This is a genomic window from Citrobacter amalonaticus (genome assembly GCF_018323885.1).
Classification (GTDB): domain Bacteria; phylum Pseudomonadota; class Gammaproteobacteria; order Enterobacterales; family Enterobacteriaceae; genus Citrobacter_A; species Citrobacter_A amalonaticus.
The window spans coordinates 1,647,920-1,664,790 of sequence record NZ_AP024585.1 but is presented as its reverse complement, the minus strand read 5'-3'; the positions used below and the strand labels follow the sequence as shown (position 1 = coordinate 1,664,790).

15 protein-coding genes are annotated in these 16,871 nt (G+C 55.2%); 9 read left to right on the top strand and 6 right to left on the bottom strand.

Annotation, left to right across the window (positions count from 1 at the left end; all coding sequences use genetic code 11):
- Positions 1-94 precede the first annotated feature (94 nt).
- The 3 genes from mcbA (at position 95) to ybiJ (ending at position 1,289) form a co-directional block, all read left to right on the top strand.
- The gene (mcbA, locus tag KI228_RS07755) at positions 95-355 is read left to right on the top strand and encodes a DUF1471 family periplasmic protein McbA (RefSeq protein ID WP_043001278.1); all 261 of its coding nucleotides are present in this window, start codon (positions 95-97) and stop codon (positions 353-355) included.
- A gap of 121 nt (positions 356-476) precedes the next feature.
- Entirely contained in the window at positions 477-743 is a 267-nt protein-coding gene (locus KI228_RS07750; protein ID WP_043001279.1) for a DksA/TraR family C4-type zinc finger protein, read from the top strand.
- 285 nt (positions 744-1,028) lie between these two features.
- Positions 1,029-1,289 (top strand): DUF1471 family protein YbiJ, encoded by a 261-nt coding sequence (gene ybiJ, locus KI228_RS07745; protein WP_043001280.1) that lies wholly within the window; start codon positions 1,029-1,031, stop codon positions 1,287-1,289.
- Positions 1,290-1,397: 108 nt separating this feature from the next.
- Here the strand turns inward: ybiJ and ybiB are convergent, their stop codons facing one another.
- The 4 genes from ybiB to pcaB form a co-directional block, all read right to left on the bottom strand.
- Complete coding sequence (gene ybiB / locus KI228_RS07740; protein ID WP_044256419.1) at positions 1,398-2,366, bottom strand: DNA-binding protein YbiB; 969 nt, start codon at positions 2,364-2,366, stop codon at positions 1,398-1,400.
- A 26-nt stretch (positions 2,367-2,392) separates the two neighbouring features.
- Positions 2,393-4,543 carry an ATP-dependent DNA helicase DinG gene (dinG, locus tag KI228_RS07735; RefSeq protein ID WP_044256421.1) on the bottom strand — a complete coding sequence of 717 codons (2,151 nt, stop codon included), beginning with the start codon at positions 4,541-4,543 and terminating at the stop codon, positions 2,393-2,395.
- Between the two features lie 208 nt (positions 4,544-4,751).
- Positions 4,752-6,173 (bottom strand): DASS family sodium-coupled anion symporter, encoded by a 1,422-nt coding sequence (locus tag KI228_RS07730; protein ID WP_061070347.1) that lies wholly within the window; start codon positions 6,171-6,173, stop codon positions 4,752-4,754.
- A 33-nt stretch (positions 6,174-6,206) separates the two neighbouring features.
- Positions 6,207-7,559 carry a 3-carboxy-cis,cis-muconate cycloisomerase gene (gene pcaB / locus KI228_RS07725; protein WP_141227484.1) on the bottom strand — a complete coding sequence of 451 codons (1,353 nt, stop codon included), beginning with the start codon at positions 7,557-7,559 and terminating at the stop codon, positions 6,207-6,209.
- 202 nt (positions 7,560-7,761) lie between these two features.
- Here pcaB and KI228_RS07720 point away from each other — a divergent pair, with 202 nt between their 5' ends.
- Complete coding sequence (locus tag KI228_RS07720; protein ID WP_044256426.1) at positions 7,762-8,496, top strand: GntR family transcriptional regulator; 735 nt, start codon at positions 7,762-7,764, stop codon at positions 8,494-8,496.
- Positions 8,497-9,164: 668 nt separating this feature from the next.
- On the opposite strand, the gene rhlE is transcribed toward KI228_RS07720, so the two are convergent.
- Positions 9,165-10,526 (bottom strand): ATP-dependent RNA helicase RhlE, encoded by a 1,362-nt coding sequence (rhlE, locus tag KI228_RS07715; protein ID WP_044256428.1) that lies wholly within the window; start codon positions 10,524-10,526, stop codon positions 9,165-9,167.
- 231 nt (positions 10,527-10,757) lie between these two features.
- On the opposite strand from rhlE, the gene cecR reads away from it, so the two are divergent.
- The 5 genes from cecR to KI228_RS07690 are packed head-to-tail and all read left to right on the top strand — an operon-like array spanning position 10,758 to position 16,399.
- Positions 10,758-11,432, top strand: a complete 675-nt coding sequence (cecR, locus tag KI228_RS07710) for a transcriptional regulator CecR (protein ID WP_044256429.1) — start codon at positions 10,758-10,760, stop codon at positions 11,430-11,432.
- The gene (gene hlyD, locus KI228_RS07705) at positions 11,432-12,427 is read left to right on the top strand and encodes a secretion protein HlyD (RefSeq protein WP_061070349.1); all 996 of its coding nucleotides are present in this window, start codon (positions 11,432-11,434) and stop codon (positions 12,425-12,427) included. The genes cecR and hlyD overlap by 1 nt, the downstream gene beginning before the upstream one ends.
- A complete protein-coding gene (locus KI228_RS07700; protein WP_044267990.1) occupies positions 12,420-14,156 on the top strand; it encodes an ATP-binding cassette domain-containing protein in 1,737 nt (578 codons plus the stop codon). The genes hlyD and KI228_RS07700 overlap by 8 nt, the downstream gene beginning before the upstream one ends.
- Positions 14,149-15,282, top strand: a complete 1,134-nt coding sequence (locus KI228_RS07695; RefSeq protein WP_044267992.1) for an ABC transporter permease — start codon at positions 14,149-14,151, stop codon at positions 15,280-15,282. The genes KI228_RS07700 and KI228_RS07695 overlap by 8 nt, the downstream gene beginning before the upstream one ends.
- A gap of 10 nt (positions 15,283-15,292) precedes the next feature.
- Positions 15,293-16,399 carry an ABC transporter permease gene (locus tag KI228_RS07690; protein ID WP_043001292.1) on the top strand — a complete coding sequence of 369 codons (1,107 nt, stop codon included), beginning with the start codon at positions 15,293-15,295 and terminating at the stop codon, positions 16,397-16,399.
- On the opposite strand, the gene KI228_RS07685 is transcribed toward KI228_RS07690, so the two are convergent.
- A complete protein-coding gene (locus tag KI228_RS07685; RefSeq protein ID WP_043001293.1) occupies positions 16,361-16,771 on the bottom strand; it encodes a YbhQ family protein in 411 nt (136 codons plus the stop codon). The genes KI228_RS07690 and KI228_RS07685 overlap by 39 nt on opposite strands.
- Positions 16,772-16,871 lie beyond the last annotated feature (100 nt).

Here is a 16,871-nt window from a genome sequence, read left to right as displayed (position 1 = left end):
TAAGCAGATCATCATCAATTTTTTACGCCATTTCTGCCGCATTGACGACCTAAACTTATCTGGCACTACACGTTGTTTCACTGAGGAGAGCATCATGAAAAAATGCCTCGTATTACTCGTCGCCACCACGCTTGCAGGCGTGGCATTCGCGGCGTCTGCAGCACAACCTTTGAGCAGTCCCGATACCGGTCAGCTACGTGCGTCAGGTACCGTCTCTGCCACTGGCGCAACCAACCTGAGTGATCTGGAGGATAAGCTGGCGGAAAAAGCGCAAGAACAAGGCGCGAAAGGCTTTATGGTTAATTCCGCAGGCGGTAAGAACCAGATGTATGGTACAGCCACCATTTACAAGTAACCTTCCCCACCACCTGCCCGATAGCGACGCCGCTTATCGGGCAATGTTCCCTTGACTGCGCAATTTTTGACCCCATCTTGACTATAATAACCTCGGTAAAAAGCGTGAGGAGAATAGTGCTATGGCTTCTGGTTGGGCAAATGATGACGCTGTGAACGAACAAATCAACAGTACAATTGAAGATGCTGTTGCACGTGCAAGAGGCGAAATTCCGCGCGGTGATAGCCTGTATGAATGTGAAGAATGTGGCGATCCGATCCCTGAAGCCCGCCGACAGGCAGTGCCAGGTGTAAGACTGTGCCTTAACTGCCAGCAGGAGAAAGATTCACAGAACTCATCCTATACAGGATATAATCGCAGAGGATCAAAAGACAGCCAGCTACGTTGACCTAAGCTTACATAGATATCAAGAACATGCCGTTTCGCTTACGCTCACGTTAAATTTCTCTTTGCGTAGCAAAATGTGCCGTTCATCCCTCAACTGTAAAGTGAACTGCGTAGAACCGTAAATTCATCTCGTGAATTAATTAATAATCAATAAGTTATTTGTCATTCAATTTTTTTGATTAATGCTGTCAATTCTCTTCGATTTTATCTCTCGAAAAAAAGCGTGATACTCATCACATCGACGGAACATCGTCTTCCTTAATAAATAACCTGCGAGAGATTAACAATGAAAACTATCAAATATGCTGTTGCCGCTGTTGCCCTGTCTACTCTGTCTTTTGGCGTTTTCGCTGCCGAACCTGTTACGGCTGCTCAGGCGCAAAGCATGAATAAAATCGGTGTGGTTTCTGCAGAAGGCGCAACCACGCTGGACGGCCTGGAAGCAAAACTGGCTGAGAAAGCCGCTGCTGCCGGCGCAAGCGGTTACAGCATCACATCCGCCAACAACAACAACAAAATGAGCGGTACTGCTGTTATCTACAAATAAGTTTTACCCCGTCTGCTGCCAACAGACACCCTGCTCCAACCCTCATTGAACCTGAATTACCCTTGTTTGCCCGTCCGCCACTGGACGGGCTTTTTTTTATCTGTCGCGCTAAAAACTGTCGTTGACTCGCGCCAGTCCTTGCTCGAGTGTTGCCACCTCACCCGTTGCCACCAGGCAACAGGACATCTGGATTTTCAACGATGCGGGTACCGGCTCACTTCCCGCCAGGCAGCGTTCAATCCAGCGCGCGGTCGTCTCAGGATCCTTTGCCGCGGGCAGCGGTACAGGTTCGTCGGGCATTTCACTTTGTCGGCTCTGTAACACCCGGGTGCCAGTGCTATCAATCAGGCTAATCTGCGGGCAGCGTTGCGGATTGGCGTAAACCTCACCTTCGGTTCCGTGCATCAACAACCCACGCCCACCAATATCATTAAAGAATTTCGCGACGCGCGGCACATATTCCGGATGCGACACGCTGGCAAGACGCAGCGCGGCGTCTTCGGCAAACGGTGTCGCTAACTTCGCCAGCGTATGTGCGCTGTTGCGCACACCCAGTCGCCAGCGCATTGCCAGCTGTTTTTCCAGCGGCGGGCAGAGCGTACTCACCGGAATAAAGACTGGCTGATGTCCATCCAGTTTCGCCTGTGCCTGTCCGGCATGACGCGTCGGCGCAATCCCCATCAGTTCGAAAATGGTCTCTGTCAGCACGCGGGTCGGATCTTCGCTCACCCCATGCACGACGACCGGAAAACCCAACTTGTGCAATAAAATCGCCAGCAGCGGCGTCAGGTTCGCCTGTTTACGCGCGCCGTTATAGCTGGGGATAACGATCGGCATCGGCTTCGCAACCGGCGGGGTAAGCTTAATGGAATGGTTTTGCATCGCCTCATAAAAGCCCAGCATTTCGGCTTCCCCTTCCCCTTTGATACGCAATGCAATCAGCACGCCGCCCATTTCCAGTTCCGGCACGTCGCCGTTGAGCATGTGGGTATAAAGCCCTCGCGCGGTATCCTGATCCAGATCGCGGGCGTGGTTTTTCCCCCGGCCGATCTCTTTAATTATTTTGCGGTAATCCATCGAAAACTCCTTGCCTCACACTCACGTTATTTACGCCGACGGCGCGTGGGTTTCGCTTTTTCTTTTGCCTTAACGATAACGTCTGGCACTGCGGGTCGTTCTATGGGAAAAACAGGTAATGCATCCAGTAAACGCTTGCCATAATTTTTGGTCAACAGACGCTTATCATAAATTACCACTTCTCCCCAACACCCGTGGCTACGGATCAAGCGTCCCACCTGCTGGATTAGATTAAACGAGGCGGCGGGCAAACTCTGCACTTCGAACGGATAGCGATTGAGACTTTTAAGCCACTCGCCTTCGGTGATCACCACCGGGCTGTCGATGGGAGGAAAAGCAATTTTGTGGATATGCACCTGACTGAGTAAATCGCCTTTCAGGTCCAGTCCTTCGGCGAAGGATTGCAGCCCCACCAGCACGCTACGCTCGCCGTTTTCCACCCGCTTACGGTGCAGTTCCACCAGCCGGTAGCGAGGCTGGTCACCCTGGACCAACAGCAACAAGCGCAGATCGCTGACGTATTCCAGAAAGCGCTGCATCGCTCGCCCACTGGCAAATAGCACCAGCATGCCGGAATGTTTTTTACTTTCCAGCTGTTCGCGGAAATAAGCCGCCATCTCCGCAATATGCTGTTCTTCGTTGTCGATCAACGGTTCATAGCGCATCTGCGGAATAATAATTTTACCCTGTTCGACATGGTTAAACGGCGAATCGAGCGCGACGAAGCGGTCTCCGGCTTTTTCCTTCAGGCCGCTCATCTCCTGCAGACGCGAAAAACTATTAAGCGAACGCAGCGTGGCGGAGGTGACGATGATATGCGGCACACTGCGCCAGAGTAATCGCTCGAGTTGATCGCTCACGCGGATCCCCACGCAGTGAAACCAGACGTGGGGTTGCCCGTCGCGCACCTCGCGCGTCGTCCATTTCGACACCGGTGCGCCGGATGACTGGGCCAGCGAGGCCAGTCGCCACAGTTTGCTTTGCGCTTCAAACATCCCCAGCGCCCGGTTCATCTGCAAAATAGCCCGATGCAAACGCACAACGTCATGGCTGCCGGTTTTCTCGCTGAGATCGTTCAAAAACAGCTCCGCCAGACCGCGCAGCGTTTCGGTGAGCTTCGCCAGACGCTGGCAAATCTCCATCACTTCATCCGGCAGTTCCCCCATCGCAAAGCGATGTTCCGCTTCCTGCCCGGCAGGCATGTACAGACTGAGAATGTGATTAAGTGACGCGATAAGTTCATACAGCTCTTCGCAATGGGCGTTTAGACGCTCCGGATTCGCCAGCGGCGGCGTGGTCTTGGGGCGAAACTGCTCCATGCAAGTCGCCACCAGTTTGCTGAACAGATCCAGTTGCAGGCGATACCAGGAGGCGGTAATTTCCGCACTCATTTCCAGCGCATCGCGGGCGACATCCGGCAGGTGATGGCCTTCATCCAGAACCAGCAGCAGGTTTTTCGGGTCCGGTAACACCGCTTCGCTTTCCATCGCCGCCATCACCAGCGCATGGTTTGCCACCACCACTTCCGCTTCCTGAATCTCGCGACGGGCGACAAAAAACGGGCACTCGCGGTAGTAGTGGCAGTTGCGGTTCAGGCAACTGGCTTTATCGGTACTCAGTCGTCGCCAGAGGTCGTCGTCAATGGCGATATCCGTATGATCGCGCAGGCCGTCCCACTTGTAGCTGTCGAGGTCGCCTTTTAACTTTGCGCAGCGCTTCTGTTCTTCCTGGTTGTTCGGCGTGAGTTCATCGTCAAGAAAGGCGAGCAGATCCTGTTGCGTGGGTTCAGTACTGGCCAGCGCCGTCAGATTTCGCGGACACACATAGCGCCCGCGTCCAAACGCGGCGGTAAAGCGAAGATCGGGAATAATTTTGCGCAGTAACGGCAGATCTTTACTGTAGATCTGATCCTGCAACGCCACGTTGGCGGTGCTAACCACCAGCGTTTTTTGCTCTTCCCGTGCAATGGCAATGCCGGGAATGAGATAGGACAGGGTTTTCCCCACTCCGGTAGGCGCCTCTATCGCCAGATGACGCCCTTCTTCTCCGGTCAGCGTTTTCGCGACATCGGCAATCATCTGCCGCTGCGGCGCACGGGGGATAAAGTCGGGGATCTGTTCCTGAAGCGCCTTATACCAGACGGCGATTTGCGCTTTAAGCGCAGCGGTTAATGCCATGAGAAAACCTGAAACACTGTATAAACAGCCACTATTGTGGCACATTTCAGACCTGGAACGTATCTTTTTTGCCGCTTCTGGAAGGTGCTTCGCAACCTGGATTCGACGTGTCGGATGGCAGCTTACGCCTTATCCGGCCTACGGCTATAGACAATTCTATGCGCGCAGGCCTGATAAGCGCAGCGCCATCAGGCAACTGCGCTGTGACTTAATAGTAACCCAGCAGCTTCCACCACAGCATGCCAACCGCGAAAATGATAATGACGTTGAAGGTCACCACACACAGGTTGATTCGGTAAAACCGTGGTCGCTCGAAATAACCTTGCGCAAAGTAGATAGGGCCGGGTCCTCCGCCGTACTCGGTGTTCCCCCACATCAGGTTACTGAAGATACCGAAGCAGATAGCCACCATCATCGGCGGTGCGCCGGCGGCAATCGCCGTGGCGGCAAATGGTGCGTACAACGCGGCAACGTGCCCCGTGGCAGTGGCAAACAGATAGTGGACGTAGATGTACAAGACACCGAGCACGATAAAGGCTTCCATCGCACCGAATCCCTGAATCCCGCTACCCAACTTCACCGTCATCCATTTGATGAATCCCAGATCCGCCAGACCCGTCGCCAGGCTGATGATCACGCTGAACCAGATCACCGTGTCCCACGCCGCATGGTCATTGAGGAGACTTTTCCAACTGACGGCCCCGGTCGCAAACAAATAAGCGGCCAGCCCCAGCCCGACCGATGTCGCCGAGATCCCGGTAATCAGACTGGTTCCCCAGCCGACAAGCGCCAGCACAAACCCTACGGCCACTTTTTTCTCATTACTGCTCATGACACCCAGTTCGCCCAGCGACTGTTTGCCCATCGCTTTGGCTTCCGGTGTATGCTTCAGTTCTGGATCCAGCAACTTGTAGACCAGCAGCGGCATCAGGCAAAAACAGACCATCGCTGGAACGACGGCAGAAATAAACCAGCCGCCCCAGGTGATCTCCAGACCCAGCGTGGATTTTGCCAGGCTTGCCACTAGCGGGTTCGCCGCCATACCGGTTAAAAATATCGCCCCGGTGATCGGCGTAAACTGAAAGCAAACCATCGTCAAGAAATCGCCAATCCGCTTGCCAGTCGCGCCAGGCGCCGAACCGAGTACGTCGTTGATTGAGCGAGCGATCGGGAAAATAATCCCGCCAGACCGCGCCGTCACCGACGGCATCGCCGGGGCCATAATCAGGTCAGAAACACCGAGTGAATAGGCAATTCCCAGACTGCTTCCGCCAAACAGCGACAGCATTTTATAGGCAATACGTTTTCCCAGTCCGGAGGTCACAAACCCCAGCGAGAGCACGTAGGCGCAGAAAATCAGCCATACCGTGCCAGAGGCAAAGCCTGACAGTGCCTTCGCCTCAGTCAACGTTTTGCTAAAGATCACCACGCAAAGCGCAATCAGCATGACCGCCCCCGAAGGGAGCGGCTGGGTCAGGATTGCCGCAATGGTGGCGGCAAAAATCGCAAACATATGCCAGGCCGCCGGGGTTAACCCTTCAGGAACGGGAATAAACCAAATGACGGCACCGATTACCAGCGGGATCAGAAATGAGAGAAGTTTCTTTCCCGCGACAGTATTTGTAGACATAGCCATATCCTTATTCCGTTAACACGAGAACCTTCATTTCCGTGACTGATACCTGGACAGCACCTGATCGACCATTTCCGGCGCCATTCCCAGATAATTAGCCGGATCGGTCAGTTGGTTAATCAGTTGCGGATCCAGTCGTTGTGCCACTGTCGGCATAGCGTTCAGTACGTCGGCCAAGTGACCGCCCTTCTCGTTGACGATACGACAGGCGTCATAGACGACATCATGGGCATCCTGGCGGCCGATGTACGGAGCCAGCCCCATCATCACCGCTTCTGCCACAATCAGGCCGTTGGTCATCCCAAGATTGCGCAACATTGCCGCTTCATCGACCTCCAGTCCTGCCAGCATAACGTTGGCCTGATGCAGCGCCCCTGCGCTCAGGACGAAACTTTCCGGGATCGCAATCCACTCCGCGTGCCACGGTCCGGTGGCGCGTTCCAGATCCTGAACCATCGCATCCAACATCAGCCCGGCCTGTTGACGAACGCCTTTTGCACAGGCCAGCATCAGTTCGCTGGAGATAGGATTGCGTTTTTGCGGCATAGTGCTGCTGGCACCACGGCCTTTAACGAACGGTTCATACAGTTCGCCAAACTCGTTCGATGCCATCAGCATCACGTCATAAGCAATCTTCCCTAGCGAACCGGTGATGACCGCCAGCAGGTTCACCGCCTCTGCGAAGCCGTCGCGCGCTACGTGCCAGGTGGAGGTCGGGACGTTAAGACCTAACTCTTCCATCAGCGCTTTTTGTACCGGCAATCCTTTGTCGCCCAGCGATGCCAGCGTTCCGGCGGCCCCGGCAAATTCACCGACCAACACTCGCGGACGCGCCTGTTGCAAACGTTCGGCGTGGCGTTCAAACATGTCCAGCCAGATAGCGGCTTTATAACCAAACGTCACCGGTAGCGCCTGCTGTAAATGGGTGCGACCGGCCATTGGCGTATCCCGATAGCGCAGCGCCAGGTCAGCCAGCGTTGCACGTAACCGGTTCATGTCCGCCTCGATCAGTTCAAAGGCATCACGGATTTGCAGTACCACCGCCGTGTCCATGATGTCCTGCGTCGTCGCTCCCCAGTGCACATAGCCGCCAGACTCTCCGGCCTGCTTTGAAATCTGGTGCACAAGCGGCAGGATCGGATAACCGACGATTTCCGTCTCATGACGTAACAAATCGAAATCCAGCGTATCGGCATTGCACTTCTCAGCGATCTCTTTGGCTGCCGCTTCCGGGATCACTCCGCAACGCGCCTGCGCTTTGGCGAGCGCCACCTCCACTTCGACATACTTGCGAATAAGTTCGTAGTCATCAAACACGGCGCGCATTGCTGGTGTACCAAAAGAATCTCTAAATAAAACAGAATCCATTACATTCGAAGCCATAAATCCCCCGGTTCAATCTGATAATGATAAGATGAGCGTCTGACCCGGTTTACGACGCAATCGGGCCAACAAAAATGTCCGAACATACATAAATGTCCGTACATTTAAAATGTACGGACATTTATAATAATCATGACGAATCCAGGGAATAGCCCGTAGTCATTTCTGTGACTGTGATCATTAATTATTTGACGAAACTGCGATGAAAGAATCTCTGTACAAACGGATAGCCCGTGAACTGGCTCATCAAATCTCAACGGGAACTTACCCGCCCGGTTCACTGTTTCCGACAGAAATGGAACTGTGCGAAACCTGGCAAGTGAGTCGTCACACCATGCGCGAAGCGCTGAGGGAATTAACGGAACAGGGGTTGATTTCGCGACGTAAAGGCGCTGGCACGCGCGTATGCGAACCGCAGGCGAGCGGGGTTAACCATCCGTTGTCACATCTGGAAGATCTGCTGCTGTTGGCGAAAAACAACCTGCGGGTGATTAAGAAGATCGATGAGATTGTAGCGGATATTGAGCTTTCCCAACTGATAGATTGCCCGCCCGGTTCACGCTGGCTACATATCGCCAGTATTCGTGAGGATGCGCAAAACCCGGATGCGCCTATTTGCTGGACGGACAGTTACGCCAGCACCGATTATTCCAGGCTACGCGCGTTCATCCGCGACGATCCGCACTCGCTGATTAGCGATCTGATCGAAACGCACTACGGAATTAAGAGTCACGAAGTGCATCAGACGATCACCGCCGTTGGCGTACCGAAGAAAATCGCCAAGATACTGAATGTCGAGCCCGACTCTCCGGGGATGCGCATCGTACGGCGCTATCGGGATCGTGACGGGAAAGTGTTCGAGACCACGATTTCAATTCACCCGGCGGGAAGGTATACCTGTTCTATTGTGTTGAAATCGCAGAATGCGGGGGAGTGAGGGGGCGTATACGCTTTGAGAAGCATATGCCCCTGTGGGACGAGTACCGTTCACCTCATGTTCGCAGCCAATCTGGTACACCAGTACCTGTGAACGGGTTAAGGAGGCTCGTCGCCGCCTCCTTAACAATCCTGGCTCCCGGCTGGAAAATTGTCGCTTCGCGATACCCTCCGCTTATTCCTTCAGGCTACCGGGCCGGGCACGACTCAGCATCCCTGCTTCGCGCGCCCTGAACCCGCATCCCTGCGGGTTCTCCCGGCCTTACGGAAACGCGTCGGCAATTTTCAGCCGGACCTATCCATACCTGACCATCTCCACGGTTTGCTTTTTTTTACAGCGAAGTGAATTTAGCTGAAAGGCAGAGAATTGAAGCGATGGCATTGGTCCGGCGTGAAAATCGATGAGGCGTTGGCGGCTGACCGGGGCCGCCCGCAGGGAAGCGGGCGGAGGGGACGGCCTGCATGGATGCAGGCTCGACCCCGACCCGACAGGCAGACGGCATAAGACGAATGAACCACGAAGTGGCGATTTTCCTTGCCGGGAGCCAGGGTTGCAAGGGAGGCGGCGGTGAGCCTCCCTTGCACGTTCACGTGTACTGCGGTTTCAGAGAATCACTGAATACAAAGTGAACGTAACATTTCTCAGAGTATCAGGCCTTCCTGACCCCCTTACTGTACGGGTGTAATTCTGCGCGGGCGACGCGGTGGACGTGGCTTTTCACCCGCCGGTTTGCCTTCTGCGCCACGCGGTTTGCCCTTCGACGCGCCACCGTCCTGACGACGCGGCTGCTGAGCGCGACCCGCGCCCTGCCCTTGTCCCTGACCACGGCCCCGACCGCCACCACCGCTACGCTGCTGACGACCATTCTGGATCGGCTCAGCTTTGATCGAGGGATCTGGCTCATAGCCCGGCGTGGTAATACGCGGGATCTCTTTTTTCAGCAGTTTTTCAATGTCACGCAGCAGTTTGTGTTCATCAACACAAACCAGCGACAGCGCTTCCCCCGTCGCCGCAGCACGACCGGTACGACCGATACGATGCACATAATCTTCCGGAACGTTCGGCAGCTCGTAGTTCACCACGTGCGGCAGTTCTTCGATGTCCAGACCTCGCGCCGCAATGTCAGTCGCCACCAGCACGCGGATATCGCCTGATTTGAAATCCGCCAGCGCACGGGTACGCGCCCCCTGGCTCTTGTTACCGTGGATCGCTGCGCTGCGGATACCATCTTTGTTGAGCTGTTCCGCCAGGTGATTGGCGCCGTGTTTGGTGCGGGTAAAGACCAGTACCTGCTGCCAGTTGCCCTGACCGATCATCTGCGACAACAGTTCGCGCTTGCGTTTCTTATCGACAAAATGGACGTGCTGCGTCACCTGCTCAGACGCCGTGTTGCGACGCGCCACTTCAATTTCCAGCGGGTTATGCAACAGCTTTTCAGCCAGCGCTTTGATCTCATCAGAGAACGTCGCGGAAAACAGCAGGTTCTGACGCTTCGCCGGCAGTTTCGCTAACACGCGGCGAATATCGTGAATAAAGCCCATATCCAGCATACGGTCCGCTTCATCCAGCACCAGAATCTCAATCTGGTCCAGCTTCACCGCGTTCTGGTGTTCCAGGTCCAGCAAGCGGCCCGGCGTTGCCACCAACACATCGACGCCACCGCGCAGTTTCATCATCTGCGGGTTAATACTCACGCCGCCAAAAACCACCAGCGAGCGAATGTTCAGATACTTGCTGTAATCACGGACGTTTTCACCAATCTGCGCCGCCAGCTCACGCGTTGGCGTCAGGATCAGCGCACGCACCGGGCGACGCCCTTTGCCATGCGGCTGTTTGGTAATAAGGTGCTGTAACAGCGGCAGCGTAAAGCCCGCCGTTTTACCGGTACCGGTCTGCGCACTCGCCATCAGGTCGCGACCTTCCAGCACGGCAGGGATCGCCTGTTGCTGAATAGGGGTAGGTTCACGGTAACCCTGCTCAGCAATGGCGCGCAGAATATCAGGATTTAAACCCAGGGAATCAAAAGACATAACTACTCCGAACCGCCCCGACCGTTCCCGGTGTCGTTTTCAGGGAGATGCATACAATTTGGGAATGACAAAAACCACAATGTCATGAAGGGGCGGAGTGTAGCAGTTTTTGTGACACACCGCATAAATTATCCCGGTCACTGGAAAAGACAAAATAAACGGCCAGACTGGACAAGGAGAATATTCAGTCATAATCTTAATCAATCGATTGATTAAGAATTAGGTCGCGTGATGAATACACCCACCATGACCACGAAAGGTGAACAGGCCAAAAGCCAGCTGATTGCCGCCGCACTGGCACAGTTTGGCGAGTATGGCCTGCATGCCACCACCCGCGACATTGCCGCGCAGGCCGGACAAAATATTGCCGCCATTACCTACTATTTTGGCTCAAAAGAGGATTTATACCTCGCCTGCGCCCAGTGGATTGCCGATTTTATTGGCGGGCAGTTTCGGCCACACGCGGAAGAAGCCGAACGCTTATTCGCCGAGCCTCATCCCGACCGTACGGCCATGCGCGAACTGATTCTGCGTGCCTGCAAAAACATGATCATGCTGTTGACCCAGGAGGACACCGTCAATCTGAGCAAATTTATCTCGCGTGAACAGCTCTCCCCTACCGCAGCTTATCAACGGGTGCACGAGCAGGTTATTGAGCCGCTGCACAGTCATCTCACTCGTCTTATCGCCGCGTATACCGGCTGCGACGCCAGCGATACGCGCATGATTCTGCATACCCACGCGCTGCTCGGCGAAGTGCTGGCATTCCGTCTTGGTAAAGAAACCATTTTGTTACGTACCGGCTGGTCGCAGTTTGATGAAGAAAAAACTGCACTGATTACGCAGACCGTGACCTGCCATATCGATCTTATTCTGCAAGGGTTATCGCAAAGGAGTCTGGAGTGATGAAAAAACCTGTCGTTATCGGGCTGGTGATTGCGGCACTGCTCGCCGTGATTGCGGGTGGCACATGGTGGTATCAAAGCCGGCAGGATAACGGACTGACGCTCTACGGCAACGTGGACATCCGTACCGTTAACCTCAGCTTTCGCGTCGGAGGCCGACTCGCGTCGCTGGCGGTGGATGAAGGGGATACCATTAAAACGGGACAGGTGCTGGGTGAACTGGATCATGCTCCTTATGAGAACGCCCTGATGCAGGCAAAAGCAGGCGTTTCCGTCGCCCAGGCCCAGTACGATTTGATGCTGGCGGGCTATCGTCAGGAAGAGATTGCGCAGGTGGCGGCAGCGGTGAAACAGGCCCAGGCTGCCTATGATTACGCACAGAATTTCTACAACCGACAGCAGGGATTGTGGAAAAGCCGCACTATTTCCGCTAACGATCTGGAAAACGCCCGTTCTTCCCGCGACCAGGCGCTGGCCACGTTGAAATCCGCGCAGGACAAACTGAGTCAGTACCGTTCCGGTAATCGCGAACAGGATATCGCCCAGGCGAAAGCCAGCCTTGAACAGGCACAGGCGCAGTTGGCACAGGCGGAACTCGATCTCCATGACACCACGCTTGTCGCCCCCTCGAACGGCACGCTACTAACTCGTGCGGTCGAGCCTGGCAGCATGCTCAGCGCAGGAGGCACCGTGCTGACGCTCTCTCTCACCCGACCAGTCTGGGTGCGCGCCTACGTCGACGAACGTCATCTTTCTCAGGCACAGCCGGGACGCGAAATCCTGCTGTATACCGATGGACGTCCCGACAAGCCTTATCACGGTAAAATCGGCTTTGTCTCTCCGACGGCAGAATTCACGCCGAAAACGGTAGAGACACCGGACCTGCGTACCGATCTGGTTTACCGTCTGCGCATTGTGGTCACCGATGCCGACGACGCGCTGCGCCAGGGCATGCCGGTGACGGTGAAGTTCGGCAACGAGGCTGGACATGAATGACGCCGTCATCACGCTGAGCGGGGTGACTAAGCGTTTTTCCGGACTGGAAAAGCCGGCGGTCGCCCCACTCGATTGTACGATTCACGCCGGGTATGTAACCGGTCTGGTGGGGCCGGATGGCGCCGGGAAAACCACGCTGATGCGAATGCTGGCGGGCTTGCTGAAGCCGGATGGCGGTAGCGCAACGGTGATTGGCTTTGATCCAATCAAAAACGACAGCGCGCTGCATGCTGTGCTCGGTTACATGCCGCAGAAATTCGGTCTGTATGAGGATCTCACTGTAATGGAGAACCTCAATCTTTACGCGGATTTACGCAGCGTGACGGGCGAGGTGCGGGAAAAAACCTTTGCCCGTCTGCTGGAATTTACCTCGCTCGGCCCGTTTACCGGACGTCTGGCGGGAAAACTGTCCGGCGGGATGAAACAAAAGCTGGGGCTGGCCTGTACATTGGTCGGCGAACCCAAAGTGCTGCTGCTGGATGAACCTGGCGTCGGCGTTGACCCAATCTCACGTCGCGAACTGTGGCAGATGGTGCACGAACTGGCGGGAGACGGGATGCTGATCCTGTGGAGCACCTCCTATCTGGATGAAGCCGAACAGTGTCGGGACGTGCTGCTGATGAACGAAGGCGAACTGCTGTATCAGGGGGAGCCGACCCAACTGACACAAACCATGGCGGGACGCAGTTTTTTGATGCACAGCCCGCAGGAAAACAACCGGAAACTGCTCCAGCGGGCGTTAAAACTGCCGCAGGTTAGCGACGGCATGATTCAGGGGAAATCGGTGCGTCTGATCCTGAAAAAAGAGGCCACAGCGGACGACATTCGCCATGGCAACGGCATGCCGGAACTCGACATCAGCGAGACTGCGCCACGCTTCGAAGATGCGTTTATCGATCTGCTGGGCGGTGCCGCGACCTCTGAATCGCCGCTGGGCGCCATTTTGCATACCGTAGAGGGAACGCCAGGCGAAACGGTGATTGAAGCGAAAGCGCTGACCAAGAAATTCGGCGATTTTGCCGCCACTGACCACGTTGATTTTGCCGTCCAGCGCGGAGAAATTTTTGGCCTGCTGGGCCCCAACGGCGCGGGAAAATCGACAACCTTTAAAATGATGTGCGGCCTGCTGGTGCCCACGTCCGGGAAAGCGTTGGTGTTGGACATGGATCTGAAGGTCAGCTCCGGCAAAGCTCGCCAGCATCTTGGCTATATGGCGCAAAAGTTCTCGCTCTACGGCAACCTGACGGTGGAGCAAAACCTGCGCTTTTTCTCCGGCGTTTATGGTCTGCGGGGACGCGCGCAGAACGAAAAAATCGCCCGCATGAGCGAGGCGTTTGGTCTGAAGAGCATCGCTTCGCATGCCACCGACGAACTGCCGCTGGGCTTTAAGCAGCGTCTGGCGCTGGCCTGTTCGCTGATGCATGAACCGGACATTCTGTTTCTTGACGAGCCCACTTCTGGTGTCGATCCCCTCACCCGCCGAGAGTTCTGGCTGCATATCAACAGCATGGTGGAAAAAGGCGTGACGGTGATGGTGACGACCCACTTTATGGACGAAGCGGAATACTGCGACCGCATCGGACTGGTCTATCGCGGGAAACTGATTGCCAGCGGTACGCCGGACGATCTGAAAGCGCAGGCCGCCGATGACGACACGCCGGACCCGACCATGGAGCAGGCTTTTATCCGGTTAATTAACGACTGGGATAAGGAGCATGCCAATGCGTAACCGCCTTCTCTCCTGGCGTCGCGTACGGGCGCTGTGCGTCAAAGAGACGCGGCAGATTGTCCGCGATCCCAGTAGCTGGCTGATCGCCGTGGTGATCCCACTGCTGCTGCTGTTTATTTTTGGCTACGGCATTAACCTTGACTCCAGCAAGTTGCGGGTGGGGATCCTGCTTGAGCAGCAAAGCGAAGAGGCGCTGGACTTTACCCATGCGATGACCGGCTCACCGTACATCGACGCCACCATCAGCGATAACCGCCAGGCGCTGATTGAAAAGATGCAGGCCGGACGTATTCGCGGTCTGGTGGTCATTCCGGTCGATTTCGCCCAGCAGATGGCGCGCGCCAACGACACCGCACCCATTCAGGTAATCACCGACGGTAGTGAACCCAATACCGCCAACTTCGTGCAGGGCTATGTGGAAGGGATCTGGCAAATCTGGCAGATGCAGCGAGCGGAAGATCGCGGGGAAACGTTTGAACCACTGATTGATGTGCAAACCCGCTACTGGTTTAACCCTGCGGCAATCAGCCAGCATTTTATTATCCCGGGCGCAGTGACCATCATCATGACGGTGATCGGCGCGATCCTCACCTCGCTGGTGGTGGCGCGCGAATGGGAACGCGGGACCATGGAAGCGTTGCTCTCCACGGAAGTGACGCGCGCAGAACTGCTGCTGTGCAAGCTCATCCCCTACTACTTCCTCGGCATGCTGGCGATGCTGCTGTGTATGCTGGTGTCGGTGTTTATTCTCGGCGTCCCGTATCGCGGATCGCTTCTGCTGCTGTTTTTCATCACCAGCCTGTTTTTGCTCAGCACGCTGGGGATGGGACTTCTGATCTCCACCATCACCCGCAACCAGTTTAATGCCGCCCAGGTGGCGCTTAACGCCGCCTTTTTGCCGTCGATTATGCTGTCAGGCTTTATTTTTCAAATAGACAGTATGCCTGCGGTGATCCGCGCGGTGACCTATATTATTCCGGCGCGCTACTTCGTCAGCACCCTGCAAAGCCTGTTTCTCGCCGGTAATATCCCGGTGGTGCTGGTGGTCAACGTGCTGTTTTTGATCGCCTCAGCGGTGATGTTTATTGGCCTGACGTGGCTGAAAACCAAACGTCGGCTGGATTAGGGAGACGCGTATGTTTCATCGCTTATGGACGTTAATCCGCAAAGAATTGCAGTCGCTGCTGCGCGAGCCGCAGACCCGCGCGATTTTAATTTTGCCGGTACTGATTCAGGTGCTTTTGTTTCCCTTTGCCGCAACGCTGGAAGTGACTAACGCCACCATCGCCATCTATAACGAAGACAACGGCAAGCATTCGGTGGAGCTGACCCAACGCTTTGCCCGTGCCAAAGCCTTTACCCACATCCTGCTACTGAAAAGCCCGCAGGAAATTCAGCCCACAATCGATACGCAAAAAGCGCTGCTGCTGGTGCGTTTTCCGGCGGATTTCTCGCGCAATCTGGATACCTTTCAGTCTGCGCCCATGCAGTTAATACTTGATGGTCGTAACTCGAACAGCGCGCAGATCGCCGCCAACTATCTCCAGCAAATCGTGAAGAACTATCAGCAGGAGTTGATGGAGGGCAAGCCGAAGCCGAACAACAGCGAGCTGGTGGTGCGCAACTGGTACAACCCTAACCTCGACTACAAATGGTTTGTGGTGCCGTCACTGATCGCGATGATCACCACCATTGGCGTGATGATCGTTACCTCGCTGTCTGTCGCGCGCGAGCGCGAACAGGGCACGCTGGATCAGCTGTTGGTCTCCCCGCTCACCACCTGGCAAATATTTATCGGTAAAGCGGTTCCTGCACTGATTGTCGCCACCGGCCAGGCCTCTATCGTGCTGGCAATCGGTATCTGGGCGTATCAGATCCCGTTTGCCGGGTCGCTGGCGCTGTTTTACTTCACGATGGTGATTTACGGGCTGTCGCTGGTGGGATTTGGCCTGTTGATCTCCTCACTCTGCTCCACGCAGCAGCAGGCGTTTATCGGCGTATTCGTCTTTATGATGCCGGCAATTTTACTGTCGGGCTACGTCTCTCCGGTCGAGAACATGCCGGTCTGGTTACAGAATCTGACATGGATAAACCCGATCCGTCATTTCACGGATATCACCAAGCAGATCTATTTGAAAGATGCGAGTTTGCAGATTGTCTGGGGAAGCTTGTGGCCGCTACTGGTGATAGCGGCCACAACGGGATCAGCGGCGTATGCGATGTTTAGACGCAAAATCATGTAACTTTTTGTCTTTCGCCAGCAGCGAAACCACAGCGGGTCCGGCCAGGATTGCCAGTCCCGCTAACGCCAACAAGACGTTGTTTTGTAAAACCCGGGACAGCAGCCACAACGCAATCAGCGCCGCGCCGAAATACCAGGTGGTGGTGAGTTCTTCCAGCACGTCGGCGACTTCGCGCCAGCGCTGCTCGTGATGACGCTGTAACGCCAGCATCAGTAATACGGTCACGCCATACACTACGCATAATCCCAGGCCAACGTGCACCAGCGTGCCACTCTTCCAGCCTACGACCAACAACGCCACGACCAGTAAATGCAACATAATCTGCCAGCAACTTAACCCCGTTGCGACACGAACTCGTTGTTGCCACCTCATGGCTTTTCTCCTGAAGGATTTTTCTCTAATGACTCAGAGTACCGCACTTTACGGAAAATTCCGTAACACCGCACCTTTTTGTGACGACGACTACACTATT